Below are 25603 nucleotides of genomic sequence, written 5' to 3'. Positions count from 1 at the left end.
TCTTATTTCGTATTAATATTATTTCCTACAATCTTGGCAAACGCATCAGCACATTTCTTAATATCTTCATACTCTGCTAGTTTTTTGCCACTAAGGTTATTGTCTGTCCAATATTCAATATCTTTTGCATACACGTCTTTGATGGAGCTTTGTAGCGATTCTATTTTAAGAGGAACAGGAAGATTACTTATTTGCATATTATCAATGATTCTTTTGAAATAAGCAAAATCACCTTCTATGATAAATCCCTTATCTGCTGCTATACGATAAATCGCAATCCAATGTCTTTGCTTGTTCAAAGGTGACTTTTTAGGCTCATATCCTATAAGCTGGCAAATGCTCTTTTTCAGAGTTGCGATTCGTTTTTCTTCTGGCCAATCCTTTACGTTCGCTTCAGCGACCAGTTGTTGGTCATCATTTTCTTCATTATAATATGGATGCAACTGAATTACTTTATGGACATAAGAATTTTCTTTGTGAACACTTTCGGACTTTTGTATTTCATGTCCATTCATTTCCAAATCTGTAATAGAAGAGCCTGTAGCATAGAAATACATGGTCAGGATGATGCTGATTGCAGTATCAACTTCCTGTTCTGAAGCTGTAGGAGAAATATGTGATTCACTGTTTCTCCAGCCTTTAATGAGCATAAGGTATTGATATAGCTGCTGCTTTCCTTCATCCGTGCTGTATTTCAGATTCCACAGACATTTATGAGCATAAATCACGTTTTTCCAAGTTACATCTTCACCCGGATTTTGGGCAGGAACTTCATGGCCTTTCATCAGATAATATAATTTCTTCAGATATGCTTCAAACTTGGTGACCAATAAATTAAATGCCACAAACTTATCTACGATAGTTGCTTTCTTACCGTACAGATTTGTAAATGCCCGCTGAATAAACATGCCTACATTGTCCAAAGAATCAATTGACGGTGTGTCTATTACATAGAATGCGCTGTCTATAATCTCGTCGATAGGACGCATTTGTGGAAGCACTGTGGTCAAAGTTGTTTTCAGAATACTCCGGATATTATCTTTTATGACGGCCATGTCTACATGCTGTACTTCGTCTGTAATAACGTCTTCGTCTTGCGGCACCTGTTCTTCTTCGGATTGATAATTCTCCTCCATGTTCAAGTACGCTTTCAGAATATGTTCTCTACAACTGCTGTCTAAAATAAACTCTCGAAGTAATTTGTCTGCCTTGGGAATAACCAGACGAGCCGGAACCTCTGTACCTTCTACTTTGGCAATGAATTCACGGGTCTTGGTCATGTTCAATGTCAGCTTCAGGTTGTCAAACTGGCTGAACTCATTCAGATTCTGTTCCGTTACATTACGACTCATGATGTGCTCCAGTTGACTGGCATTTAAACCGGTCGCTTCGGCCAGAATCATTACTTGTTTGTGTAATTCACGGAATTGGTATTCTGCGATATAATCATAAATCGTCTTACCCGGCGACAGATGCAAATCTCCACTTTGCAGGTCGTGCAGGATAATCATTGCCGTACGCTGATCCTTTTGTGATAGAGAAGCAAAGGTTTTGTGCAACTCTTTAAAGGCTTCTTTGGTCAGTTCGCTTCCCGGACCGGACATGTAGAGGTTCTTGATGAACTTCACAAACTTGGAGTTGATATATTCGGCATCGATCGTACCCGTACCTGTTTCTGTGATATAGGTATCAATAGGATAGTCAAAATCATTTCCTTCCGTACTGCCATCTCCATTACCTTCAAACAGTTCCCTGTATCGTTGCAGCAGAATAAGGTAAGTCTGTTCGTCCAGTTCCATTTTGACGTAGGTATAGGTATCGCCATGCTGGAACTCATATTCATCCTTATCCCATGTGAATCCTTGCAGCTTGGCTGCTTCCAGCAGATGAGTCATCTGGCTGAAATCTTTGGCAAACATATTCCTGTCTTCTCTTGATTCCGGCAATTTGGTAAAGTTTTCGATTTTCTGTGCCTGGAATATATCCCTTATGTGCAAGAACTTCTGGTTGATATTTGTCAGATTGCTTTCCAGTTTATCGACAAAAACACCTAACGGCCTGTCCACATATACATCGAGTGCATCGTTGATATTCTGCTCCATGGTGTAAGGGAAAGAGTAATAGCGGATAATGCCGAAAGGCTTGTCCGGACCAAACAGGCGGTTGGTGCGTGAGAACGACTGGATAATGTCCACATATTTCATTACCTTATCCACATACAGCGTATTTACCCATTTGGAATCATAACCTGTCAACATCTGTGAGACCACAATAAGCAGGTCTATCTGCTGTGTGTGATCATGTTCTATATTGAGGTAAGGCTTCTTGTGTGCCAGTCTTTTGGCCACATCCTTTTTGTATTTGGCATATGTGGAAAGCTGGAATGTTGTTCCATATTTCCGGTTATAGTCATCCAGCATCTCCAGCAAGGCATCTTCCTTGGCAATTCCGCCATCAGAATTGTCTATGTTGTTGTCGAATACGGCTACCACATTCAGGGAAGGATATTGCTCCTTGAATATCCGATAATAAGCTATTGCCTCAGGTATATTCTTTGTAGCCAGAATTGCGTGGAATTTACCGTTCTTGCTCAGTTTATCCCTTCCACTTGCGATGTCGGCTGCGACAGCCTGGTGATGAACAGGCTGCTGATACAAGTCTTTAGGCAGATAATGTTCTATTCCGTGTAAGGTTTCATCTCCTTCCTTATAAGTGTCCGGCATCTTCAGTTCATTCATGAACATGTTGTAAATAGACATTTTCTGTTCGTCATTTTCAATCTCCTCGATGCTGTTTACCTTCAGTTGGGAGAATGCCACTTTTTCGCGAAGCTCATTGTCTTCGTAGGTTCTCACCATATACGGATCGAATCCCAATACGTTGTGATCAGGGATTCCGTTGGCGATGGTGTATTTATGAATCATGTCGCCGAATATGGTTTCGGTCATGATTTCATGCTTGGCGTTTTCTTTGAAGACTGGTGTTCCCGTGAAACCGAAAAGCAGGGCTCTTTTGAAGGTATTCTTGATACCTATCAGCATATCGCCGAACACGCTACGATGACATTCGTCTATGATAAATACCAGTCGTTTACGATCTATCAAATCAATGTCATCTTGCGAAATATCTTTCCCTGCTTTGATGTTCGACATCTTCTGAATAGAGGTCACAATCAGTCGGTCGTCGTTATCTGTACTTTTGAGCTTACTCAACAGGATAGCTGTGTTCTGCGTATCCTGAATAGCTTCGTCTTCTCCCGCAAATCCACGGTATTCATCCAATGATTGCACGCTCAGCTCAATGCGGTCCAATAGAAATACCACTTTGTCTGCATCGCCGGAATTGGCTATAAGCTGTGCTGACTTGAAACTGGTCATGGTCTTTCCGGAACCGGTGGTATGCCACACGTATCCGCCACGATGCTGATGAGTATCCCAGTTAGTCTTATGCGTTATGTCACTGATTTTGCTGGCTGCAAAATACTGATAGCTGCGAAGTACTTTCAGTGTCTTATCCTTATCGTCGGCAATGGTATAATAACCGATTAGCTGATGTGCCATGGGGATGCTGAGCAAATCGGATACAATTCGCCTCCAGTCTCGTATGATTGTGTTGTTAAAGTCTTCCCAATGGAAATAGAATTCCGGCTTGAAATTCTCTTCTTTGCCCGGATTGGCAAAATAGAGTGTTTCTTCCGGAGTCATGGCCACGAAAATCTGCACCATCTTGAAGATACCGTTGTCGAATACACCTTCGTGGGTATAACGCTTAATCTGAAAGGTAGCCTGACTTACATCTACTTTGGAACGTTTCAGCTCTATATGAATCACCGGCATGCCATTGATGAGCAACATCACATCGCCCCGTCGGTCACCGCCCAACGGGTGCGAAGCCTTGAAACGAGGTTGGCGGGCAATCTGGTAGCGGCTCTGTCCGGCACTGATTTCGCGTGCATCGAAAATCTTCAGATATACTTCCTTGCCGTAATTGTTTGTATCGGCAGGATTGTCGCGTTTGATACATACCTGTCCGCCATTGATAAACATATTCATGGCGTATGGGCTGTCGCACAGATTCACCTGATCGATGATTTGGCGCATCTCACTCGCAGTAAGCGGATAATTGCCTAATTTGTTGATGTCACGGTTGTTGTCAAAGAGAATCTTTGCCCAGTTCTGGATCAAATCATCTTCTGTGGGTTGTACAAGGACTTCCTTTTCCCAACCGTGATGGGGGAGAAGGTCGACCAAGGCTTGTTCAAACAGACTTTCCTTGACGAAATATTGTATGTCGTTTATATTATCCATATTTACTCCATTAAAGGTTTGAATGATATTTTACACAAACATCTTATCCAGACAAGCTGCCTTGATTTGTTTTAGCTTTTCAAGGCGTTGGGTTTGGAGAGAGATTTGTTTATCAAGATTTGAAAAGAATAATCCTATTTTAACTTGTTCATTTTTTGAAGGGATCAATACTATTTGTTTGTACAAATCATCCCACACAATGTTCTTTCTACACAAACTAGCACCTGCTGTTGTTGCATTCAGGAAAAAAACTTTTGTAGAATCCATTTTTATCCATTGTTGTAGGAATAATGGTGATATATTAACGATTTCGTAGACCTTGTAAGCTGGTGATATAAGTCCATGCTCAAATCTTAAATTAACATTGGCATTTCCTAAATGGAGATTTTGGGTTGAAAGAATTAGCATATTCTTTTTTATTTTCTTATATCCAATATTAGAAGCTCCTCTTTGATGTCCAAATAATTCAGAGTTTAAGTACACTCCTGTAATTGCGGACGATAATAAAATATCCTCATTCTCTACTGTTGACCTTTCATAACTTTCTTTTAAGAATGACCCAAAAGGAATTTTTTCCCATTCTCCTTCAAATCCTTTAAATCTTACTTTAGGTACAGTTTCTCCTTCTTGTGGAAACATAGATTGTAGGCTTGCATCTTTTATTTGTTTTAAAGATACAAGTTTCTTTGATGTGGTTTGAATTAATGAATCTAATGACTGGAAATAAGATGCTATCTTTTGCTGTTCGTCATAACTAGGAGCACAATTTACCTCTATTGAATTTATTATATTTTTGGATAGACTTGGAACTCCTGTGGATTCATCGTATTTTAACCAATCAATTCTTTGAAATATGCAATTACAAAATTGTAAGTTATTATATTTACGAGGTATTGCATAAAAGAGTGTATCAACAGTCCAAAAAGGTGCTTTTAATATATATGGTTTGTTAATAGTACCTTTACGTCCTATTCCTATAGCATCTTTATCGTAAGATAAAGCTGCGTTAACACTTAACATGTATCCACCAGTTCCATATACAGGTATATTCCCATTACATAAGTGCTTATAATCCATTCCACTATTCAGTTGAACGAGTTCATCCAATGTTTTTTTGTTCCAAGTTTTATCTAATCCTTTAAATCTAATTTCAGGTACGTTCATATACTTATTTCTTTTCACCATTAATCAACTCATTAAGTCCTAATAAAGTAAACTCATCTCCAGTCAGTTCACCAATAAGATCAGATAATTCTTTTTGGGATTTTCCCAAGTCCTCATTCAACTGCTTATAACTTATAGCATATTTCTTACCTAATGTAAGCACTTTAGTTTCAAAAGCCGACAAAACCTCAGTGAGCGTTTCATCAATACCTTTGATAATAGGATCAATCCATTTTTTATGCAGGAACAGAGAAATATCTTCGTCAGAAAGATTCTCTATCGCTTCTACCGTTTTGTCAATAAGAGCCTGCTTTGCCTCCTTGATTTGTTTGTTTTTGTTTTTCTGTTCCTCCCAGAGTTTGACAATCTTCTTCAGTTTCTCTTTAGTTTCCTCTTCCACCGCATCCTTTTTGGCTTTTGCTCCCGCAGTAATGGCTTTCTTATCAAAGGCATTTTCCTTTTCACTATCCAAATAAGCCTCAGATTCCTCTTCTGAGAAGCTTTCACGGATTTCATCCAGTTCACCTGAGATTTCTTCTACCCGCATCTGTAAACCGGCTATAGCTTTCAGTTCATCTTGAAATTTTTCCTGTTGTACCAATTCAAAAGGAATAATGCGGCCTTTCAAACCATCTGGCACTTCAATCTCTTCGTCGCCTTTCTTTACCAGTTTATAAGCAGGTTCTACTACTCTTACCGCTCCAATGCCTTCCTGCTGTATGGTCTCAATGTCGTTGGTGATGCCCTGCCAGTTGTCAGCCAAAGCTTGATAGGCTGCATACCGGTTAATAAGTGGTGTTTCATGCAAACGGGCAAAAATATCATCGGAAATAGCATCCAGTTCTTTTTGTGGATTTATCGTATCTACATGATCAATCAGCCGATGATGAACACTATTGGCAAAACCTTCGAAAGCCCGTGCAAACCTCTTCTGGAAGGCTTTCACGTCTGCATTCTGCTCTATAACTGATTGAGTATCTTCGGCCCTCAACTGAGAATAAGGTTTGTCTGTATCCGCTCTAAACAATTCTTCACGCAAAGAAGGGAATGTGTCCCAATATTTTTGAAGTTCGTCAATCTCACTGTGAGGGATGCCTCCGAACATGGTGGCATAGATGTCGAACTTTTCAACAGGATCACTGGAATCTACATAACGAGGGATATTCAGATTGTAACCGTTTTGACGGATTTCATCACGGGACACTGTACGGGAGTATCCGGGAATCGTCTTTCGCTCGCGTACCGTATCGGCAATACGTTTGATATCACATTCGCGCAACTTGTTATTTTTTCCTTCCTTAACAAAACCCTTCGAGGCATCGATAATCAGCACGTCGTCATTGTCACGATGCTGTTTGAGCACCATAATGAGGGTAGGAATACCTGTGCCGAAGAAAATATTGGCAGGCAGTCCGATAATGGCATCGATGTTGTTCTTCTCAATGAGGTTGCGACGGATTTTGCCTTCTCCTTCACTATTTTCATCAGCATCGCCACGGAAGAGAACCCCGTGAGGAAGCACAATCGTCAGGATTCCGTCCGGTTTAAGATGATGGAGTTCATGAAGCAAAAAGGCGTAATCAGCTTTGCTTTTAGGAGCTACACCATAATCCTTGAAACGTGCATCCAGTTCACGGTCGTTGGCATCCCACTGTTGAGAATAGGGGGGATTGCTGACAACGGCATCCACGTAAAGCGGTTTGCCGATGTCACCGCCGTCGGTCTGCAAAGGCCAGTCTTCTTCCAGAGAGTCGGCACAACGGGTATTGATGTTATCCGGTTTGATACCACGCATCACCAGGTTCATACGTGTCAGGTTGTAAGTGTTTTCCTTCAGCTCCTGCGCATAGTATTTCACCTTGTTCTTGTCCTCGATATGGCGCCCAACCGATTTACCGATAGTAATCAACAAAGAACCTGAACCGCTTGTAGGGTCATAAATTTCAATTTTGTCTTTATTCTTATGGTGTTCAGCCACAATTTCAGACATCAGGATAGCCACTTCGTGAGGCGTATAGAACTCTCCGGCCTTTTTCCCGGCATTGGCTGCAAAGTTACTGATAAGGTATTCATATACATATCCCAGCACGTCATAGTCCTGGCTTCCATCGGTAGGTATATCTTTTATCAGCTTTATCAAATTCTTCAGTGCACGTGTTTGTGAGGTCGTATTTTCGCCTAATTTACTCAAACCGGCCTGTAGTGTCTTGAATACGTTTTCATATACATGTCTGTAGTTAGGACTGATCAGGCGGTCGAAGCTGTTGAGCGCTCCGCTCAAGTCGGCCACGCTAAATTCAGAATTGGGCTTCAGCCATGTGCCGAACAGATTTTTGTATTCAATGAAGTAGCCGATGTTATTTCTGCAATATTCCATCATCATGACTGCTTCCTGGTCTTCATGATTTTCTACAAGTGTCACAATATCCTCATCAGTCCATCCGATACTTTTCAGATAGTTCACCTCATTGTCCGACAGGAATTTATAGAAGATTAAGCCAAGTATATAGTCTTTATATTCGTTGGCTTCTATCTTGGAACGCATCTTGTTGGCAGATGCCCATATTTTATTGGCAAGTTGTTGTTTGTTCATAAAATCAATTTTGAATTTAGCTTACTCTATATGAGAATATCATAAGCAAAGGTTTAAATTAAGAATGCAGACATTCTGCATTTATTTGAGAATACTTAGTATATAGAAATCTTATTCATCAGACTCTCTGAGCAAGTCCTTAACCTCCACATTAAGCACTTTAGCTATTTGAAGTAGCATTTCTAAACTGGGTTGTGCCGTATTTGTACACCATTTGGAGATGGTAGCAGGATCTTTCCCCACTTGTTCTGCCAGCCATTTATTGGTCTTTTCCTTCTCGGCTAGCATCACCTTGATTCGGTTTATTTTTTTGTTGGACATATCTCATCTTTAATTAACAATTATACAAATATAATCCTTTTGCCTAAAAAAGCAATTGAGTTTTAATTAATAATTAGCCGTAAAAGGAAATTTTATTGCGTATAATTCAATTTCATACTGTATTATAGTCGAAAACAATGTATCTAGGAGATTTTGATTAAGATAAATTGTTTACTTTTGAAATATAGACAATCTTAAAATTGATTTTTATGAATGATAATATTGAATATGAGAAATTTGCTCAAGAGATTTATAATGAGATTTTGAAGAATTTGTATGTAAAGAATATAGAGGTTATGCATAATGTGAAATTGATAGGAAAGTCAGGCCAGAAGCATCAAATAGATGTATACTGGGAATATCAATATGATAATACTATATTCAAGATTGCAATAGAATGTAAGAATTATAACCATACAGTATCTATTGGTAAAGTGAGAGACTTTTTTGGTGTCCTTTATGACTTGGAAGAAGTAAAAGGCATTATGGTTACCAAGAAGGGTTATCAAGAGGGGGCAAAGAAATATGGTGAGCATTACGGAATTGATTTAATGGAATTAAGAGAACCAGAAGATGGAGAGGCAATTGTTGCTGAAACCACATTAACTATTGATAGTTCTGTTAGACATAGACTTTTTCAGGTTGATGAAGATTGGGCTAAAGCACATGATTTAAATATCCAATCATATAAGCAACGATTAGATTGGCTCTGTTCCCCCGTTTGTGGTAAATGGATTAATGCTACCCATATCCCTTTAACTACTAAGGAGGATACGATTAGGAATTCTGAAGGTAAGATTATTGCAGATATACAAAAATTGGAAGATGGGTTGCCTAAAAATTCCAAGCAAGATGATGGCTATGTTTATCCTTTTGAGGATGCTTATGTAAAAACAGAATGGGGAGACATTAAGATTAAAGAAGTGAAATTTGAGGAAGAAAATCATACAGAAATAAAACAATTTAAAATTGATGCACAAAATATAACAAAGGCAATACTAAAAAATGCAATTAATAAAGAAGTGCTGTTCGTAGGAAAAACTATTAAGGATTTATTTAAATAATAGGGAAGAAAAAAAGACTCAATGCCTCAAATAAAGCAACATTGAGTCTTTATGCTGAATTATGATGAAAATTTGATGAGTTATAAATCATTCATTCCCTTTTGTTTAAATACAATATTCATCATTTCATCAAATCATCGGAACTTTTTAAGAAATTCTTTTGTAATGGTATAATAGCGGCCAGTTTTCTTTTCTTCTCGATACGGTGGGCCTGGAGGGAAGTTTTTTATGAAGGTTGAATAAGCAAGAGAATTGTCAGTAGGTGTAAGTCTCCAGTTCCTTTTTAGAATGTTTCGAATCTGATAGGTTTCAACCTTGATATTACTAAGCATTAATAACTGTTGAATGTCATTAATACAGAAAGTCAATTTATCCTGGCTCATGGTATCCATGATATTTATGCAGATTTCAGCGAGATCTATTTCTGTATGATTCCTGCTACAATTGATAATCCTGTCGAGAGCTGGCGTATGTATCTGTTGCGGACTGAACCACATTCTGCTTTCTTTGTCCGTAGTGAGTTGACGGTGTTGAAGAAAGTAAAGGAATGCTGGAATTTCCGTGATAAGTTTTTGAAGAAAACTTGTATCATCATTTTTGAGAGGATTAATTTTTCGCATCCAATAACGTGTTTCTCCCGGTTCTATAAGAACAGGGGTATCTTCATTATTGGAACACATGATGAATTTACCAAAAAATTGCACTTCACAGCGGTCTTTACCCTTTGCTTCAATCTTGTATACACTTGCTGTACTTAGATTCTTTAATCGTTCAGAATCCTCTCTACGGTTAAGCAACACTTCGTCAACTCCAATGAGTAATTTGCCGGCCCAATCAGCATTGAACTGGCTACGAAAATCTTCGTTGGTGTTAAATGTGACGTTATCCTGAAAGATTGCTTTCAGAAAATTCAGAAAGGTACTTTTACCGGTGTTTCTTTCTTGCGAAACCAAAAGGAGAATAGGCAGTTTCTGCACAGGGTTGAGATAAAGAAGCTGAAAGTAATCCATACCTAACTCATAATGTTCTCCGAATATATGATGAATAAGTTCTTGTATATGTGGAAACTTCCCTTTTTGAGGGATATGAGTAATCGGCTCATACAGATTAAGGAACGAGCCAATATTCCTCTTATAATCTACGTGACTTGGAACTGTACAGAAACCATCGTATTTAGGAACACTTGCTATGAAGTCTTTCCCATGATCATAACGTAAAGTCCCCATACTCCAAGGGACTCTACGCTTCGCAAATGTGCCATTAATAAGAGGCTGAAAAACTATTTTATAGAGTGTGGTACCAACTCTTACGTATTCATCTGTCATTTCAATTTTTCCCATATCTAAAATTCCTCCCATCCTGATTTTGGCTTATGTTTTACTCCTTTTTGTATCTCTTTGTATAGGCTCTCTTTGTCAATCGGTTTTTTCCATCCACTCCATAAGTTCGGTACGTTTGAATTTAAGCATTTTCCCAGGTTGATAATAGGGAATTTTATTTGCCTGAACAAGAGCATAAACCGTTGGCTTAGCCAGACTGAGTATCTCACAAGCCTCGTTAATACCAATCATTTCTTCCTTTGCTGCTGTCTGTCTCTTTAATAACTGCTTCATCTCATTAATAGAAATCGTCAGTTCTTCCACCTTCTCCAATAGAAAAGCTGTGGCTTGAGGTAATTCCTCGAAATTTAATTTCATCTTCATCATTTTAAATTGATTTTCAGCAAAGAAAGATGGTGTATTATTGGTTAACTGGTGGATTATAAGTTAACCAATGGATAGTAATGTTTTTTCTATATTAATCTTTTGAAAGGGGAAGAGACTGTGCAACGAGCGGTGTTCCGATAGGAATAATTTTTATAGTAAACCGGCCTTCATTACAGGTGAGTTTGCTTGAAATGGTCAGTATCTCAGTATCTTCAAGCATAAGCTGAAAACTTTTTTTGATGAAATGTGCTATTTGCATGTTTGAGCATCCTAACCGTTTCCCGATATTTCTAGCTAAATGGTATAAATCTTTTGATGTAACTCCATTCAAACGACGTAATACAGCTGTCTTTATTTCTGTTTTATTGTTTAAGGCCATAATATTTTCTTTCATGACACTCATTTCATTGCTTGTCAGTATATCTTTGAAAGTAGCTTCAAAATAAGACATGACTTCTTTTATTGTATCATCTTTTTCTTTTTTGATACGTTCTCTATCCAATCTTACTTCTTCCTCATGAGAGTACAATATAGAATTTTCTGTCTTTTCTTTATCATCATCAATGGTTTTATGAAATAGTTTCATCGATAGTCTACCATTCCTTTTCGTATTTCCCTGTATTTTGTTAATCCTTTTACTTCTTTGATCTTGTAATACATCAATAAAATTACATATTGTAGGTACAATATATTTACAGTAAGCTGTTTCAACCATAAATATGATTGTAATAAAAAGTAGGGTAGTGAAGAGTGAGTATAATACAAGATCTAGACTATGTGGAGAGTTTCCTTTCAATATCAGATATCTGGGAATTGAGGTAATTGAACATATTGCAGTTACATATATTACAGCAAAATGGAATAAATTTAATCTTTTCATAATTAGTGATTTTTTGTTATTGATTTTGATGCAAATATATTTTTGAAGTATCAGAAATTAAAGGAAATGATTACAAAATGTCTGGTTTTTAATATAATATAAGTATCATACTTCGTGAAATCGCCAATCATACTTATAAAAAAACGAACAAAGAAAATTTACATTTTTAACTGTATTTTGTATTGTTACATAAATGAAAAAGCCGTTGGGAAACTTCGATTTTTCTCAACGGCTATGCATATAAAACTTTTGATCACTATTGCATGTTTGTTTCAGATATGCAATTTTATTGCATATTACTTTAGTGATATTTTATCGACAGTTTCTCTTTTCTTTTCACTTACTAATTCAGCATAGATTTGTGTTGTTGCAACATTCTTGTGAGTAAGCATTTTTGACACTGTGAAGATGTCTGTACCGGCTGCGATCTGTAGTGTAGCATATGTGTGCCTAAAGCAGTGGAATGTTATATGTTTTTGAATACCAGCTTTCTTTATCCATGCTTTAAGAGGGTATCCAGTCATGCAACGGCGCAATTCTTTGAACACTTTACCTGTGCCCGGTTCTCCACAAAGTGCGTATGCTTCATAACTGATAGGTAGTAGGGCTTCTGTCTGTGTCTTTTGCGTACGAAGACGAATACAATGTCCCAGATCGGGGGCTGTGCATAAGTTTTCCCACTTAAGATTCAATATATCACTGATGCGTAATCCGGTAAGACATGAGAAAAGGGATGCATTTCTTAATACAGGTATATCGCATGGAGTTGAAGCCAGAGTCTTTAATTCATCTTGTGTTAAAAACTCTTTATGAATATCCCTACTTTCTATCTTTTCAAGAAAATCATTGGGATTTTCACGTAAATATTTATCTCTATATGCAAGTTTCAAAACTCCTCGGAATAATGAGAAATAACTGGCAGCTGAATTACGGGAAACCATTTTATCTGTATGTTTTAGTTGCCTTGCATGAAGAAGATAGTCTCGGAAGCGGTTACATAGGTCAACAGTGATTTCTCCAAACATACATTTGCCATTGACAAATTTCTCAAAGTGCAGATAAACAATATGCCATTTATGATCTTTTTTACGGCATACTTCTTTGAAATATGCCATAAAGTCGGCTCTCATTTTGTGTCTGTCCATAAATCCAAATTCTTCATTGATTACAGCCTCTTGTCGGCGGCATCTGATAAGTTCGGCTTTAGCTAGGATTTCATTATTGTAATCTAGCTCAATTGCATTTTTGGGGGTTGCATAAATGTAAAATCCTAAATATTCACGTCTGCTCAGTTGCATTGTTTTAGGATTACGTACAGCAGGGTAGTAGTCCAAGTAAAGAGAGATTCGTCCGTTTCTGATAGGGCGTTGTCTTAGTGTTACAGTAGTACATGTTTGTTGTCTCATAATATATAATGTATTAAAATTTATATTCAGGTTTAATTCTTATTGTGGTGATAGCAAAATAAACAAGTGTATTCCTGGTGATGTGGTTATTTTAAAGTTAACCACAGGATAACCAGTAAATAACATTAAATCGAAGGTGGAGCAAGCAGATCATCAAGCTCTTTGCGCGATATCTTGATATATTTCCCTTCCTGCACTTTACTGATATGATGCCATTTTACATAGTGATACAATTGGTCACGTGTGAGATTGTATTTTTCCATAGCTTCGGCTGTCGTATAATATTCTGGTTCAGCTTTAGCAAGACCTTTGGCAATATCTACATGTTTTTTTGAATAGAATACCTGCCGTTTGATTTTTTTCTTTGGAATTGCAAATCGGGAAACAAAAGAATATATAGCACTTGTTGTCATGCCAAACTTTTCCGTTAGATCTTCTACAGAATACCATTCCGTAATGTTGGAGTCCGGTGCTTTAGATGCAAAATATTTATCAAAATGCTTAGCACTCCAGTATGTTTTTCCTCTTTTGAAAACTTTGGGTATATTTTGTTCTTTCCCTACTTTAAATATCCATGATTCGTTTACTCCATATTTACTTGCAACTTCAGCGGTGGTATAAAAATCAGTAATAGGAGTGTGAAAGATTCTATTTCGTTTTACATAAGGGGTAGAACTCATCATTGAGTCTATGTCAGACTTATGTATAATGGTAAGTCTTGTACTCAATTTTATTGCCTTCAGTTGTCCACTATAAATATAATTATATACTGCTCTTGATGTGATACCTAAAAGTATTCCAACTTCTTTTATTGAAAGATATTCTTTTTGATTAATTACACTAAAGGTACGTTCTTGAGATACTGTTAGATTTTCTGATTCTGCCTTTTTAACAGTATTGACTCTCTGTCTCATTTTATACGCCCTATCATTACATGATTTTGAACAAAAGCGTGTAGATGTTTTCAAGGCATAAAATTCTTGTCCGCAGTATTCGCAGATTTTCTTAATTCTAATTTTGCTTGCTGCCATTTTACATTCATTTTTTATGTTAAACACTATATTTATTACTCCAATTATGGATGCAAATAGTTGTATCATATTGAACTATATTGTACCATATTGAAATCTCTCTACTACTTTGCAAATCGCAAAATACCCAAATCAGCCCATGCGGTACAAAATCGACACAAAAAATGAATGAAAAACCATTAGAAACCATTATTATATGGTATGAAGGCAAAAAGAAAAGGCGCTCAAAATGAACGCCTTACTAATTAAATATGATAGATGTTTATGGTTTGTAATACTACCTTATTTCCCGATGCAAAACCTCTCAAATATATTCCCTAATACCTGGTCTGTAGTGACTTCTCCGACGATATCTGAGAGGTGGAAGATACATTCTCTTAAGTCTTGGGAGATGAAATCTCCGGAAAGATTGGCGGATAAACCTTCCTGGACACGGTGGATGGATTCGAGGGCGTGGGTTAGGGCTTCGTAATGACGGATATTAGTGACGATGACGTCGTTTGAGGACAAAGAGGGAATATGAGCAGCTTGGATCAGAAGATCCTGCAACTTGTCGATATGCTCTCTTTTCTTAGCCGAGATGAAGATCGATTGCACGTTTTCGGGAAGGTCGGTCGGTTTAAACTGGCGATCGGTGAGCAGGTCGGCTTTGTTGAAAACGAGGATCAGCTGTTTACCTTCCGAGCGAGGTAGTATCTTTTCGGATAATTGGGCGATCTGCAAAGAAGCATCGGCTGCATCTATCATCCAAAGGACAATGTCTGCTTGGTCAAGCTTCTGGAAGGTCCGTTCGATACCGATACTTTCGATCGCATCGTGCGTTTCGCGGATGCCGGCGGTGTCGATGAAACGGAAAGTGATCCCTCCGATGTTGATCGTGTCTTCGATGACGTCACGGGTTGTACCGTGGATGTCGCTGACAATCGCTTTGTCTTCATTCAGCAGGACGTTCAGTAGAGTCGATTTTCCGGCATTTGTCTCACCTATGATCGCTACAGGAATGCCATTCTTGATCGCGTTTCCTACACTGAAAGAGTTGGCCAGACGCGATATGACTGTTTCGATATGGGCCGCCAATGTGCTGAGTTCGCTACGGTCGGCGAACTCCAACTCCTCGTGGTCGCTGAAATCCAGTTCCAGTTCCATCAAAGAAGTGATATGCAAAAGTTGTTCGCGCAAGTTCTTTAATTCATGGCTGAAACCACCGCGCATCTGGTTTAATGCCAAGCGGTGTTGACCGGCTGAGGTCGAGGCGATCAAGTCAGCGACCGCCTCGGCTTGGCTCAGGTCCATCTTGCCGTTCATGAAAGCACGTTGCGTATATTCGCCGGGGAGGGCGGAGCGGCAACCTCTTTCAATCAAAAGTTGCATGATTTGTTGCTGGATGTAGACGGAACCGTGGCAGGTAATTTCTACTGTGTCTTCGCCGGTAAAAGAATGAGGTGCGCGGAAAAGGGCGATCAGCACCTCGTCTATGAGCTCTTCACCACGCCTGATACTACCGTAACGCAGTGTATAGGCTTTCTGTGACAGCAGGCCTTTTCCTGCTGTACGCGGTACGAATATCGTGTTGCAGATTGCGATTGCTTCCGGTCCGGAGATGCGGATGACGGCAATCCCCCCGGCTCCGGGGGCAGTTGATACGGCGCAGATAGTATCTTCCATTAGTCTATACAGTTATTAATTCATATTTCTGTGTTCCAAGACCAATCTTTTCAGCATGTTCCAGTCCTGCTTGCCAGTTCGTGTCGGGGTGCATGAGGTGGAATTTGTCGCAACCTTCCAGATGTTCGTGATGCGGAGCGTCTGAAAGGCGGTTACCAGTCTCCAGGATCGGGGCCTTGATCACCATATCGGCACAAGCCTTGTCTAATGCGACCGGATCAAAAGAAGCGGCGATGCCCAGATCTGGCACAATCGCTGCATCATTGTGGTTCCAACAATCACATTCAGGTGAGACATTCATGATAAAGCTGATGTGGAAATTCGGCTTGCCGGACAAGACAGCTTTGGTATATTCGGCGATCTTGTAGTTTAAACGTTCAGACGTGTCGCCTTCACCCATGACGGCTCCGTCGTATTGGCAAAGAGCTACGCACTGGCCACAACCGACACATTTTCCGTAGTCGATTTCTGCTTTATGGGAAGCGTTCAAATGAATGGCATCGTGGCGGCAATGCTTGACGCATATATTGCAACCCTTGCAACTTTCGATGTCGATTCTGGGTTGTGATGCCGAGTGAAGTTCAAGTTTTCCACCTACGCTGGCGCATCCCATGCCGAGGTTCTTCAAAGCGCCGCCGAATCCGGTCTGCTCGTGTCCTTTGAAGTGGTTCATAGAAATAATGATATCTGCATCGGCAATAGCGGAACCGATTTTGGGAGCTTTACAATATTCACCGTCGATTTCGATTTCACGGTATTCGGTCCCTTTCAGGCCGTCGGCGATAATCACGTCGCATTTGGCGGAAATGGGGTTGAAACCGTTTTCCATTGCACTTTCCAAATGGTCTACTGCATTGGCGCGACGGCCTGAGTACAAGGTGTTGCAATCTGTCAGGAAAGGCTTCGCCCCTAAGTTGCGAAGCAACGTGGCCATCCGGGCTGCATAGTTTGGCCGGATAAAGGCCAGGTTACCAGGTTCGCCGAAGTGGATCTTGATCGCTACAAACTGATTCTGGAAATCAATGTTTGCTATGCCCGCACGTTTTACGAGACGTTCCATCTTGTCCAACAAGTTACTGGACGGGGTCGTACGGAGATTGGTAAAGTAAACTTTAGACGTTTCCATTTGTTTATTGGTTTTTATAGGGACAAAGGTACGAAAAAAACTATTCTTCCTGTAAGTTGTTGGTTTTGTAGATTGGCTTTTATATATTATTTTTGTGTCAAATCAGTTATACTATGGACATGTTTTGGTTAAACCATGAGCAGTTACTTAAAGGCGTAAATCTGGGTTTCCAGCGTTACTTATCCCGACAGGTCAAGTGGGACAGGAGGCTGATCGGTATCTTTGGAGCGAAAGGGGTGGGAAAAACAACGCTTTTGTTGCAGCGTATCAAATTGGCTTATGGCGATTCTCATGAAGCCCTGTATTTGCCTCTCGATAATATATGGTTTCAGGAACGGTGCATGTTGTCCGAAACGGTCAGGCAATTTTATGAAGAGGGGGGCAGGCATCTTTTTCTAGATAATGTCCATCGATATGGTAGCTGGGTACAGGCGATAGAGTGTTTACACGACGATTATCCTGATATGCAGATAGTGTTTGCTGCACCTTTGCTGGTTGAAGGAGAGAAGACGGAGATGCCTTTTGACGGGAAAGGCGATTGGTATACGTTACATACCATGTCGTTCCGTGAATATTTGTCCTATGAAGGTGCGTTGGATCTCAAACCGGTCCCGTTGGACGAACTTTTGCTTAACCATGCGGAAGTGACGCAACAGGTGATGGATGAAGTAAACATAGTCCCCATTTTCCGGAATTATCTGGAACATGGTTGCTATCCTTTTTATTGGGAAGATCCGGATGCCTTCAATTTCCGTTTGCAGGATTTGGTGCGAGATTCGATCGATGTGGACCTTCCCGCCATTCGACAGATGAATAATGCCATGTTCCGGAAGATGAAACAATTGCTGATTCAACTTGCCCAAGAAGCTCCGGAATTTCCCCGCATGCAGGCTTTGACATCCAAATATGAGGCGGATAATACACATATACACCGGTTATTGGGTTATATAAAAGAGATAGGGGTGCTCCGCATTCTACAAGTCAGAAAAGAAGACGGCACACTGGCCCGTTCGTATCGCTCTTTCCTGGCGAACACGAATCTGATGGCAAGTCTTTTCCGGGAGATGGAGCGGGTTTACGTGGGTGAGACGTTTTTCGTCGATCAGATGTCTAATTGCGGGACTGTGGAGCTTTTGCATAATGGAGATTATCGTGTGAATGAAAAGTACACGTTCATGATCGGTGATCCGTTGATGGATTATGAGCGTATCAAGAATGTGGAAAATGCGTTTGCCGCTATACACGGACAGCCTAAAAGTGTAGGAAACAAAATACCTGTCTGGGCACTCGGTCTTTGTTATTGATTGATTTTGTCATCAACTAAATATGTAAGCTATGTTGGAAAATATGAAAAACAGACGGACGATCCGTAAATATACGACTCAGGACATTCCGGATGCTTTGTTGAATGAATTGCTGGAGGTTGCTGCCCGTGCATCCAATACGGGGAATATGCAACTGTATAGTGTGGTCATTACCCGCGATAAGGCAAATAAGGAAAAGTTGGCTCCTGCCCATTTCAATCAGCCGATGATTACGGCGGCTCCGGTCGTGCTCACCTTCTGTGCCGATGCTAACCGTTTTGTAAAATGGGCGGAGCTGCGCGATGCAGTGGCCGGTTTCGATAATTTCCAGACTTTTATCGCTTCGACTATCGATGCGATGCTGTTTGCCCAAAGTTTCTGTACGGCAGCAGAGGAAAAAGGATTGGGAATCTGCTATTTGGGAACGACGGCTTATAACGCAGATAAGATTATCGATGCCTTGTCGCTTCCACGCTTGGTTGTCCCTATCGTGACAGTCACGGTCGGCTATCCCGACGGAATGCCTGAACAGGTGGAACGCTTGCCACTCGGAGCGGTGGTTCACCAGGAGGTTTATACGGATTATACGTCAGCTTCTATCGATGCCTTATACCACGATAAGGAAGAGTTGGAAGTAAATAAACAATTTGTACGGGAGAATGATAAGAAAACATTGGCCCAGGTATTTACGGATGTACGTTATACGAAGGCCAACAATGAATATTTCTCCGACGTATTACTGAAAGTCTTGAAAGGGCAAGGCTTTTTGTAACCCTATGCGTTGTGGTTGCTAACCCTATGCTTTAACCTGCGTAACCCATAGGGTTAGCAACTATAATGCATAGCTTTCTTTTAGATCCGGTCCAATACCGTTTCGATCAGGCCGGTCATGGAACCTTTGTATTCGGTATTCATGTCTTGGGCCACCCGACCGGCAATAATGCAGCACACGGTCATGGCACGATGTCCCATCAAGGCGGACAGTCCGGCGAGAGACGAACTTTCCATTTCGAAGTTGGTAATCCGGCTATCGTTGAACTCGAAAGCTTCTATTTTACGGTTCAGTTCCGGATCGGCGAGCGGCAAGCGGAGCTTGCGGCCTTGCGGACCGTAGAAGCCGTTGGCTGCAATCGTCACTCCCCGGATAATATCGTCTTGTGTGATCTGCTTGACCAGGGATGGATCGGCGGAAACGACATAGGGCTGGATGCCGCTTAGCTTCCATTTCAATTGTCTCATCAGTTCTGATTCGAAAGCCTTGTCGCGCACTTTCTCGGAGCCGGCATAAAAATACAGAACTCCGTCGAACCCGATTGATTTTCCTGCTGCCACATAGGTCCCGACAGGAACAAACGGTTGCAATCCTCCTGAAGTGCCGACACGTACCATTGTCAGTTGCCGAAATATCGGTTTGATGGTACGAGAAGCAAAGTCGATGTTTGCCAAAGCGTCCAGTTCATTCAGGACGATGTCGATATTGTCGGTTCCGATGCCGTGTGAAAGTGTTGTGATGCGCTTCCCTTTGTAAGTGCCGGTGATGGTATGGAATTCACGGCTCGACACTTCACATTCTTTCGTATCGAAGTAGGAAGCGACGGTGTTTACGCGATCGGGGTCGCCGACCATGATGATCTTGTCGGCGAGCTGTTCCGGTTTCAGATGCAGGTGAAAGCAACTGCCATCGGGATTAATGATAAGTTCGGAAGGTGCGATCATTTGATTTCAGGTTTATGATTTTAGGTTTATGATTTCAGATTTATGATTTATGTGTTGATGATAAATCATAAATCTGAAATCATAAATCCTTGTTAGTCTTTTAATGGTTTCGAAGGTGCATTTGACGGTTTGGCGATTGCCTCACGCATGCTGGTATCTGCTTCGATATTCTTCATCTTATAATAGTCCATGATACCCAAATTGCCATTACGGAAAGCTTCAGCCATGGCCTTGGGAACTTCGGCTTCGGCTTCGATAACCTTCGCACGGGCTTCCTGTGCTTTGGCTTTCATCTCCTGTTCGACGGCAACGGCCATGGCACGGCGTTCTTCAGCTTTTGCTTGGGCGATATTCTTGTCGGCTTGAGCCTGGTCCATTTGCAGATAAGCTCCGATGTTCTTGCCTATGTCGATATCAGCGATGTCGATGGACAAGATTTCAAATGCAGTCCCTGCATCCAGACCTTTACGGAGAACCAGCTTGGAGATGGAATCCGGATTTTCCAGCACGCTTTTATGATTTTCAGACGAACCGATAGAGGATACGATGCCTTCGCCGACACGGGCCAGAATCGTTTCTTCGCCGGCACCTCCGACTAATTGCTTGATGTTGGCACGAACCGTCACACGTGCTTTGGCGATCAGCTGGATACCGTCTTTGGCAACGGCTGTAACGGGAGGTGTGTCGATGACTTTCGGGTTGACCGACATTTGCACGGCTTCAAATACATCACGTCCTGCCAGGTCGATAGCGGTTGCCATCTGGAAAGGGAGGTCAATATTCGCTTTCGATGCGGAAACGAGGGCATGGACAACCTTTTCGACATGTCCGCCTGCCAGGTAGTGTGCTTCCAATTCGTCACGGGTCAGCGTTTTCAGACCTGCTTTGTGGGCTTCGATCATGGCGCGGGTGATGACATAAGGCGGCACGTTACGGATACGCATCAGGAAGAGCTGTATCAGCGAGATGTTGACACCTGAAACTTTTGCCGAGATCCACAGAAGGAACGGCACATAATAAAAGAAAATTACCAGCAGCAATATCGCTGCTCCCAAAAGGGCGAGAGGTACAAAGGTCATTTCCATGTGAGTAGAATTATGATTTATGAATTATGATTTATTTTTCAATTTTTAATTTTCACGATTACATTGTAGCCATCGACGCGTATTACCTCGACCGGCGTGTTTTCATCAATCAGCTCGTCCATCGATTTGGCTTCTACGGTGATCCCGTTAATGCGGGCCTTCCCGATTGGGGCGAGGCGTGAAAGTGTCAACCCTTCGTCGCCCGGCACGATTCCCAAGTCGCGGCTGGATACCAGCTTGGAATCGATGTCGGTTTTCAAAGCCACCCGGTTGAAGGATTTGGAACGCAACAACCAGATGAAAGAGGCCGCGAACACAAGCGATGATACCGCCAATGTTACATTGCCGATCGGCGTACTGACCGAATAGGCATAGAACAGGCCGCCGGCAGCAAAAAGGAATCCTCCGACACCGGCAACTGTGATACCCGGTAACATAAATATTTCCAGCAGGATAAGCACAATGGCTACAACCATTAGGAAGGCGATAATAAGCATTTCGAATATCATAGAGCCTTGTTTTATCGTTTGTTTTTCAGATAATTGATTTCGGCATTACGAGCTTTCTTCTCCAACTCGCCGGGCTGTTCCAACAAGGCGTTCAGTTGCTCTTCTGCTTGCAGGATGGTTGGCTTCAGTTGCTCTTTGCGGGCCTTGTTGCCTTCGGCGTAAGAGACGCGCAGGCCGTCGAGTTTTTCATTCAGCTCTTTGATCTGTTTGTTCAAGGCAACCACCTTTTCGTAGTAGCCCTTAGCTTCGGGGCTATTGATGTCATCCAGTTTGTAATAGACAATATTATTACCGATGATAAATTCAAAATCCTTTTCGATCTTTTTCTCTCCATAAGGTATTTCTGTGTGCGACAGACGAATCAGGTCGGCATAGTCGGAACTTTCTTTCCAGGAATCTCGGATAGCAGTGATCGCTGCACGGGCGCGTTTCACTTCTATGTCTTCGCTCTCCACCCGTTTATGCTCTGGATTCGGGATGAAGAGATAGACACAGGCTTTTCCTTCCGGCTGGAAACGATCGGATACAAACCATCCCAATCCTTTCACTTCATCGAAGACCATCATATAATCATTGTAGGGCGAATTGAACGGCATGCCCAACTGCTCTGGAGCCAGATAAGTGTCGGAATTGATGTTGTAGCGGGTGACGAAGAGGTCATAACCGCCAATCGAACCGTTCCCTTTGGAAGAATAATAGATCGTGGCGCCATCGGAAAGGACGAACGGGTAGTTGTCATCGTCATTGCTGTTGATGTTCATCGGTAATTGTTTCTCGTCCCCCCATTCGTCCATAAGCATGGACTGGGTAAAAAGGCAATAACGGTCGCCGTCTGTCGAATGAGCATAGTAAATCTTGTCGCCTTTCTGGTTCTTGTAGACGGTCGAGCTCACTGGCTCGTTTGTCTGGAAAAAATCTTTGTAGGAATCGAGTGTGCCGCTTTCTTCGCTTAGGATATAGGCGGAAAGGAAATCGTCTTTGTCCACGACCAAGCTATCTATGATCTGAACATCTTCCACCTTTTCCATCATGCGTTGTGCATTGTTTGCCAAGTCGAGCCTGGTTTCGAACGATTGCGGATCCTGCTTTTTCTTTGCCAGCAGGTTGATATATTCTTCCAGCATTTCTCCGGCTTCGTCGAAACGATAGGTCTTGTAGTAGACTTCGGACATATAACGGTATGCTTCTTGTACTTTGCGTTTGACAGCTACTTTCAAATGCTTTTCCGCACCGGTCAGATCACCGGTCTCGTAGCAGCAGACACCATACCAATGATTATAGGAGGAATTGCTTGGCGCTTGTTTGACCAGCTTTTCAAAGGCAGGTTTGGCTTCCGCGTACTTACCTTCATTGTATAATTTTTTTGCTTCAGCCAGACTTTGTGCGTGCAGCCCGCCGCAGAGTAACGTGATTCCTATTGTGTAAAACAGTTTATTAGATAACCAATTCATTGATTTATGATTTATGATTTTGATTTTAGATTTATAATCCATAAATCTAAAATCATTACTTTTGTGTCCGATTACAAAAATAGGAATTAAAATCAAGAATCAAAACCCTTATTTTTTTATTCTTAATTTTTAATTCTTAATTAATAAAGTATGGCAAAGTTGACAGAAGAGGAACTCCTGTTTCGTAAAGTAGAAGAGAAAGTCAAGAAGGCGATATTCGAATATGGTCTGATTGTGGATGGTGACCGTATATTGATCGGATTGTCGGGGGGAAAAGATTCGTTGGCGTTGGTGGACTTGCTCGGACGCCGTTCCAAGATATTCCGGCCTCGGTTCGAGGTGATCGTGACGCATATCGTGATGTCAAATATCCCTTATCGTTCGGATATTGACTACCTGAAAAGCCGGGCAGATGAGCACGGCCTTTCCTTTTTCGTGCATGAGACGAGCTTCGACGCTTCGACCGATACCCGCAAGTCTCCTTGTTTCCTTTGTTCTTGGACGCGGCGGAAAGCCTTGTTCGATATTGCAAAGAGGCATGGTTGCAACAAGATCGCCCTCGGGCATCATCAGGACGATATTCTCGAAACCCTTCTGATGAACATGATCCACCAGGGAGCGATCGGAACGATGCCACCGCGCCTAAAGATGGATAAGTTCGATATGGAGATTATCCGCCCCATGTGTCTGGTGGAGGAGAAAGATTTGACCCGGATTGCTGTGTGGAGAGGATATCGGAAACAGATCAAGAATTGCCCGTACGAATCCGGCTCCAGCCGTTCGGATATGAAGGAGGTATTGTCGCGTCTGGAGGCGATCAACCCTGAGGCGCGCTATAGCCTTTGGAGCAGTATGTCGAATATTCAGGAGGACTATCTTCCTAAAATTATAAATCATAAATCATAAATCATCTCATGCAAGGATTTTATACTATTCTGTTATTGGTCGCATCCAATATCTTTATGACGTGTGCCTGGTACGGACATTTGAAGATGAAGCAGCAGTTCAGTTGGTTCGAGCATCTGCCGTTGATCGGTGTTGTCTTGTTCAGCTGGTTTTTAGCGTTTTTTGAATATTGTTTTCAGGTCCCGGCAAACCGGATGGGTTTCCGTGATAATGGCGGGCCTTTTAACCTGATCCAATTGAAGGTGATCCAGGAGGTGATTACGCTGGTTGTCTTTGTCGGTTTTAGTTCGATTGCCTTCAAAGGCGAATCGTTTAAGTGGAACCATGCGCTGGCTTTCCTGTTTCTGGTGGCGGCAGTTTATCTGGTGTTTAAGAAATAAGATTTTAGTATCACTTCAAATCAGGACGAGACAGTGATAGAGAAGTTTGGGATTAGTGATAGGGAAAAAACGCCCTGTGTCACAAGCGGGTGTTGAGGGTGGCGTCTAAATAGCACAGTATCGCCTCCTTTTCATCCGGATGGAACCATCGGATGTCAGTATCCCGTTTGAACCAGGTCATTTGTTTGCGAGCGTAAACACGAGAGTTGCGTTTTATCTTTTCAATGGCGAAATCTAATGTCCATTCGCCATCCAGGTATTTGAACAGCTCTTTGTAGCCGACAGTGTTGAGGGAGTTCAATTTGCGGAAAGGATAAACGCGGCGTGCTTCTTCCAGCATGCCGTCGGCCATCATTTGGTCTACGCGGCGGTTGATGCGATCGTAAAGTTCTTCACGGTCGCGGGTAAGTCCTATCTGGATGATACGGAACGGCCGTTCTTTTCGGGTGTTGGTACGGAAGGAGGAATAGGGTTTGCCGGTCATGCGGCAGATTTCAACGGCATGGATTACGCGTTTGTAGTTGTTTCGATCTACTTCATTATAATGTATAGGGTCTGTTTCCTTCAACTCGGCAAGGATAGGGGAGAGGCCCTCTTCTTCAAATTGCTTGTAGATGGCGGTTCGGATTTCGGGGGTGACGGTGGGGATATCGTCGATCCCTTTTGTGACGGCATCGATATACATCATGCTACCACCTGTCATAACGACAGTCGGATGTGTCTGGTGGAGTTCCCTGAGTAGAGACATCACATCTTCCTCGAAACTGCTTGCGCTGTAATAATCGGTGAGTGACAATGTGCCGACCATATAATGGCGTACACGTGCCATCTGTTCAACCGTAGGGGCGGCTGTGCCTATCGGAAGGTCTTTGTAAAGCTGACGGGAGTCGGAAGAAATGATCGGAGAACCGAAATGCTCTGCTACACGCAGACTCAGTTCTGTCTTGCCGACTCCTGTCGGCCCCAATAATATGACAAGAGAGTTCATT

Annotated in this window: 21 protein-coding genes; 5 read left to right on the top strand and 16 right to left on the bottom strand. The window is 41.7% G+C overall.

What is annotated here, in order from left to right; genetic code table 11:
- Positions 1–2 precede the first annotated feature (2 nt).
- The 4 genes from NQ542_RS09375 to NQ542_RS09360 all read right to left on the bottom strand — a co-directional run bounded on the left by NQ542_RS09375 (position 3) and on the right by NQ542_RS09360 (position 8385).
- A complete protein-coding gene (locus NQ542_RS09375; protein ID WP_005635871.1) occupies positions 3–4307 on the bottom strand; it encodes an HsdR family type I site-specific deoxyribonuclease in 4305 nt (1434 codons plus the stop codon).
- Between the two features lie 30 nt (positions 4308–4337).
- Positions 4338–5471, bottom strand: coding sequence for a restriction endonuclease subunit S (locus tag NQ542_RS09370; RefSeq protein ID WP_206673765.1), 1134 nt, complete (start codon positions 5469–5471; stop codon positions 4338–4340).
- 4 nt (positions 5472–5475) lie between these two features.
- Positions 5476–8064, bottom strand: coding sequence for a type I restriction-modification system subunit M (locus NQ542_RS09365; RefSeq protein ID WP_005635875.1), 2589 nt, complete (start codon positions 8062–8064; stop codon positions 5476–5478).
- A 111-nt stretch (positions 8065–8175) separates the two neighbouring features.
- Entirely contained in the window at positions 8176–8385 is a 210-nt protein-coding gene (locus NQ542_RS09360; protein WP_005635881.1) for a helix-turn-helix transcriptional regulator, read from the bottom strand.
- Between the two features lie 209 nt (positions 8386–8594).
- Between NQ542_RS09360 and NQ542_RS09355 the strand changes: the two genes are divergently transcribed.
- Positions 8595–9449, top strand: coding sequence for a restriction endonuclease (locus NQ542_RS09355; protein WP_005635883.1), 855 nt, complete (start codon positions 8595–8597; stop codon positions 9447–9449).
- Between the two features lie 134 nt (positions 9450–9583).
- Here NQ542_RS09355 and NQ542_RS09350 read toward each other — a convergent pair whose 3' ends face one another.
- The 7 genes from NQ542_RS09350 to NQ542_RS09320 all read right to left on the bottom strand — a co-directional run bounded on the left by NQ542_RS09350 (position 9584) and on the right by NQ542_RS09320 (position 17263).
- Positions 9584–10807, bottom strand: a complete 1224-nt coding sequence (locus tag NQ542_RS09350; RefSeq protein ID WP_005635884.1) for a primase-helicase family protein — start codon at positions 10805–10807, stop codon at positions 9584–9586.
- Positions 10808–10864: 57 nt separating this feature from the next.
- Entirely contained in the window at positions 10865–11155 is a 291-nt protein-coding gene (locus NQ542_RS09345; protein ID WP_005635886.1) for a helix-turn-helix domain-containing protein, read from the bottom strand.
- Positions 11156–11246: 91 nt separating this feature from the next.
- On the bottom strand, positions 11247–12035 hold the full coding sequence (locus NQ542_RS09340; RefSeq protein ID WP_039849847.1) for a hypothetical protein: 789 nt from the start codon (positions 12033–12035) through the stop codon (positions 11247–11249).
- A gap of 296 nt (positions 12036–12331) precedes the next feature.
- Positions 12332–13441 (bottom strand): site-specific integrase, encoded by a 1110-nt coding sequence (locus NQ542_RS09335; RefSeq protein WP_081446978.1) that lies wholly within the window; start codon positions 13439–13441, stop codon positions 12332–12334.
- A gap of 125 nt (positions 13442–13566) precedes the next feature.
- On the bottom strand, positions 13567–14472 hold the full coding sequence (locus NQ542_RS09330; protein ID WP_039849870.1) for a helix-turn-helix domain-containing protein: 906 nt from the start codon (positions 14470–14472) through the stop codon (positions 13567–13569).
- A gap of 282 nt (positions 14473–14754) precedes the next feature.
- The gene (mnmE, locus tag NQ542_RS09325; RefSeq protein WP_005635898.1) at positions 14755–16137 is read right to left on the bottom strand and encodes a tRNA uridine-5-carboxymethylaminomethyl(34) synthesis GTPase MnmE; all 1383 of its coding nucleotides are present in this window, start codon (positions 16135–16137) and stop codon (positions 14755–14757) included.
- Positions 16138–16141: 4 nt separating this feature from the next.
- Positions 16142–17263 carry a DUF362 domain-containing protein gene (locus NQ542_RS09320; RefSeq protein ID WP_005635900.1) on the bottom strand — a complete coding sequence of 374 codons (1122 nt, stop codon included), beginning with the start codon at positions 17261–17263 and terminating at the stop codon, positions 16142–16144.
- A 113-nt stretch (positions 17264–17376) separates the two neighbouring features.
- Here NQ542_RS09320 and NQ542_RS09315 point away from each other — a divergent pair, with 113 nt between their 5' ends.
- Both NQ542_RS09315 and NQ542_RS09310 read left to right on the top strand, forming a co-directional pair.
- The gene (locus NQ542_RS09315) at positions 17377–18567 is read left to right on the top strand and encodes an AAA family ATPase (protein WP_005635901.1); all 1191 of its coding nucleotides are present in this window, start codon (positions 17377–17379) and stop codon (positions 18565–18567) included.
- 31 nt (positions 18568–18598) lie between these two features.
- A complete protein-coding gene (locus NQ542_RS09310) occupies positions 18599–19339 on the top strand; it encodes a nitroreductase family protein (protein WP_005635903.1) in 741 nt (246 codons plus the stop codon).
- 80 nt (positions 19340–19419) lie between these two features.
- Here the strand turns inward: NQ542_RS09310 and NQ542_RS09305 are convergent, their stop codons facing one another.
- The 4 genes from NQ542_RS09305 to NQ542_RS09290 form a co-directional block, all read right to left on the bottom strand.
- Positions 19420–20283 (bottom strand): nucleoside phosphorylase, encoded by an 864-nt coding sequence (locus NQ542_RS09305; RefSeq protein ID WP_005635904.1) that lies wholly within the window; start codon positions 20281–20283, stop codon positions 19420–19422.
- Positions 20284–20375: 92 nt separating this feature from the next.
- Entirely contained in the window at positions 20376–21368 is a 993-nt protein-coding gene (floA, locus tag NQ542_RS09300) for a flotillin-like protein FloA (RefSeq protein ID WP_005635906.1), read from the bottom strand.
- A 38-nt stretch (positions 21369–21406) separates the two neighbouring features.
- Complete coding sequence (locus tag NQ542_RS09295; protein WP_005635908.1) at positions 21407–21877, bottom strand: NfeD family protein; 471 nt, start codon at positions 21875–21877, stop codon at positions 21407–21409.
- A gap of 11 nt (positions 21878–21888) precedes the next feature.
- A complete protein-coding gene (locus tag NQ542_RS09290; protein WP_036724576.1) occupies positions 21889–23328 on the bottom strand; it encodes a tetratricopeptide repeat protein in 1440 nt (479 codons plus the stop codon).
- 150 nt (positions 23329–23478) lie between these two features.
- On the opposite strand from NQ542_RS09290, the gene NQ542_RS09285 reads away from it, so the two are divergent.
- Together NQ542_RS09285 and NQ542_RS09280 are read left to right on the top strand one after the other, a co-directional pair.
- Positions 23479–24234 carry a tRNA 2-thiocytidine biosynthesis TtcA family protein gene (locus NQ542_RS09285; RefSeq protein ID WP_005635915.1) on the top strand — a complete coding sequence of 252 codons (756 nt, stop codon included), beginning with the start codon at positions 23479–23481 and terminating at the stop codon, positions 24232–24234.
- 8 nt (positions 24235–24242) lie between these two features.
- Positions 24243–24614, top strand: coding sequence for a DMT family protein (locus tag NQ542_RS09280; protein ID WP_005635919.1), 372 nt, complete (start codon positions 24243–24245; stop codon positions 24612–24614).
- Between the two features lie 79 nt (positions 24615–24693).
- Here the strand turns inward: NQ542_RS09280 and miaA are convergent, their stop codons facing one another.
- Complete coding sequence (gene miaA, locus NQ542_RS09275) at positions 24694–25602, bottom strand: tRNA (adenosine(37)-N6)-dimethylallyltransferase MiaA (RefSeq protein ID WP_005635920.1); 909 nt, start codon at positions 25600–25602, stop codon at positions 24694–24696.
- Position 25603: the final 1 nt, after the last annotated feature.

The organism is Parabacteroides merdae ATCC 43184 (assembly GCF_025151215.1).
Lineage (GTDB): Bacteria > Bacteroidota > Bacteroidia > Bacteroidales > Tannerellaceae > Parabacteroides > Parabacteroides merdae.
Note: the sequence above shows the minus strand (reverse complement) of the source record. Positions and strands in the feature narration are given on the sequence as shown.

Coding starts and splice junctions, on each gene's coding strand:
- NQ542_RS09375 (WP_005635871.1), bottom strand. CDS start 4,307: ATGGATAATATAAACGACATACAATATTTCGTCAAGGAAAGTCTGTTT.
- NQ542_RS09370 (WP_206673765.1), bottom strand. CDS start 5,471: ATGAACGTACCTGAAATTAGATTTAAAGGATTAGATAAAACTTGGAAC.
- NQ542_RS09365 (WP_005635875.1), bottom strand. CDS start 8,064: ATGAACAAACAACAACTTGCCAATAAAATATGGGCATCTGCCAACAAG.
- NQ542_RS09360 (WP_005635881.1), bottom strand. CDS start 8,385: ATGTCCAACAAAAAAATAAACCGAATCAAGGTGATGCTAGCCGAGAAG.
- NQ542_RS09355 (WP_005635883.1), top strand. CDS start 8,595: ATGAATGATAATATTGAATATGAGAAATTTGCTCAAGAGATTTATAAT.
- NQ542_RS09350 (WP_005635884.1), bottom strand. CDS start 10,807: ATGGGAGGAATTTTAGATATGGGAAAAATTGAAATGACAGATGAATAC.
- NQ542_RS09345 (WP_005635886.1), bottom strand. CDS start 11,155: ATGATGAAGATGAAATTAAATTTCGAGGAATTACCTCAAGCCACAGCT.
- NQ542_RS09340 (WP_039849847.1), bottom strand. CDS start 12,035: ATGAAAAGATTAAATTTATTCCATTTTGCTGTAATATATGTAACTGCA.
- NQ542_RS09335 (WP_081446978.1), bottom strand. CDS start 13,441: ATGAGACAACAAACATGTACTACTGTAACACTAAGACAACGCCCTATC.
- NQ542_RS09330 (WP_039849870.1), bottom strand. CDS start 14,472: ATGGCAGCAAGCAAAATTAGAATTAAGAAAATCTGCGAATACTGCGGA.
- mnmE (WP_005635898.1), bottom strand. CDS start 16,137: ATGGAAGATACTATCTGCGCCGTATCAACTGCCCCCGGAGCCGGGGGG.
- NQ542_RS09320 (WP_005635900.1), bottom strand. CDS start 17,263: ATGGAAACGTCTAAAGTTTACTTTACCAATCTCCGTACGACCCCGTCC.
- NQ542_RS09315 (WP_005635901.1), top strand. CDS start 17,377: ATGGACATGTTTTGGTTAAACCATGAGCAGTTACTTAAAGGCGTAAAT.
- NQ542_RS09310 (WP_005635903.1), top strand. CDS start 18,599: ATGTTGGAAAATATGAAAAACAGACGGACGATCCGTAAATATACGACT.
- NQ542_RS09305 (WP_005635904.1), bottom strand. CDS start 20,283: ATGATCGCACCTTCCGAACTTATCATTAATCCCGATGGCAGTTGCTTT.
- floA (WP_005635906.1), bottom strand. CDS start 21,368: ATGGAAATGACCTTTGTACCTCTCGCCCTTTTGGGAGCAGCGATATTG.
- NQ542_RS09295 (WP_005635908.1), bottom strand. CDS start 21,877: ATGATATTCGAAATGCTTATTATCGCCTTCCTAATGGTTGTAGCCATT.
- NQ542_RS09290 (WP_036724576.1), bottom strand. CDS start 23,328: ATGAATTGGTTATCTAATAAACTGTTTTACACAATAGGAATCACGTTA.
- NQ542_RS09285 (WP_005635915.1), top strand. CDS start 23,479: ATGGCAAAGTTGACAGAAGAGGAACTCCTGTTTCGTAAAGTAGAAGAG.
- NQ542_RS09280 (WP_005635919.1), top strand. CDS start 24,243: ATGCAAGGATTTTATACTATTCTGTTATTGGTCGCATCCAATATCTTT.
- miaA (WP_005635920.1), bottom strand. CDS start 25,602: ATGAACTCTCTTGTCATATTATTGGGGCCGACAGGAGTCGGCAAGACA.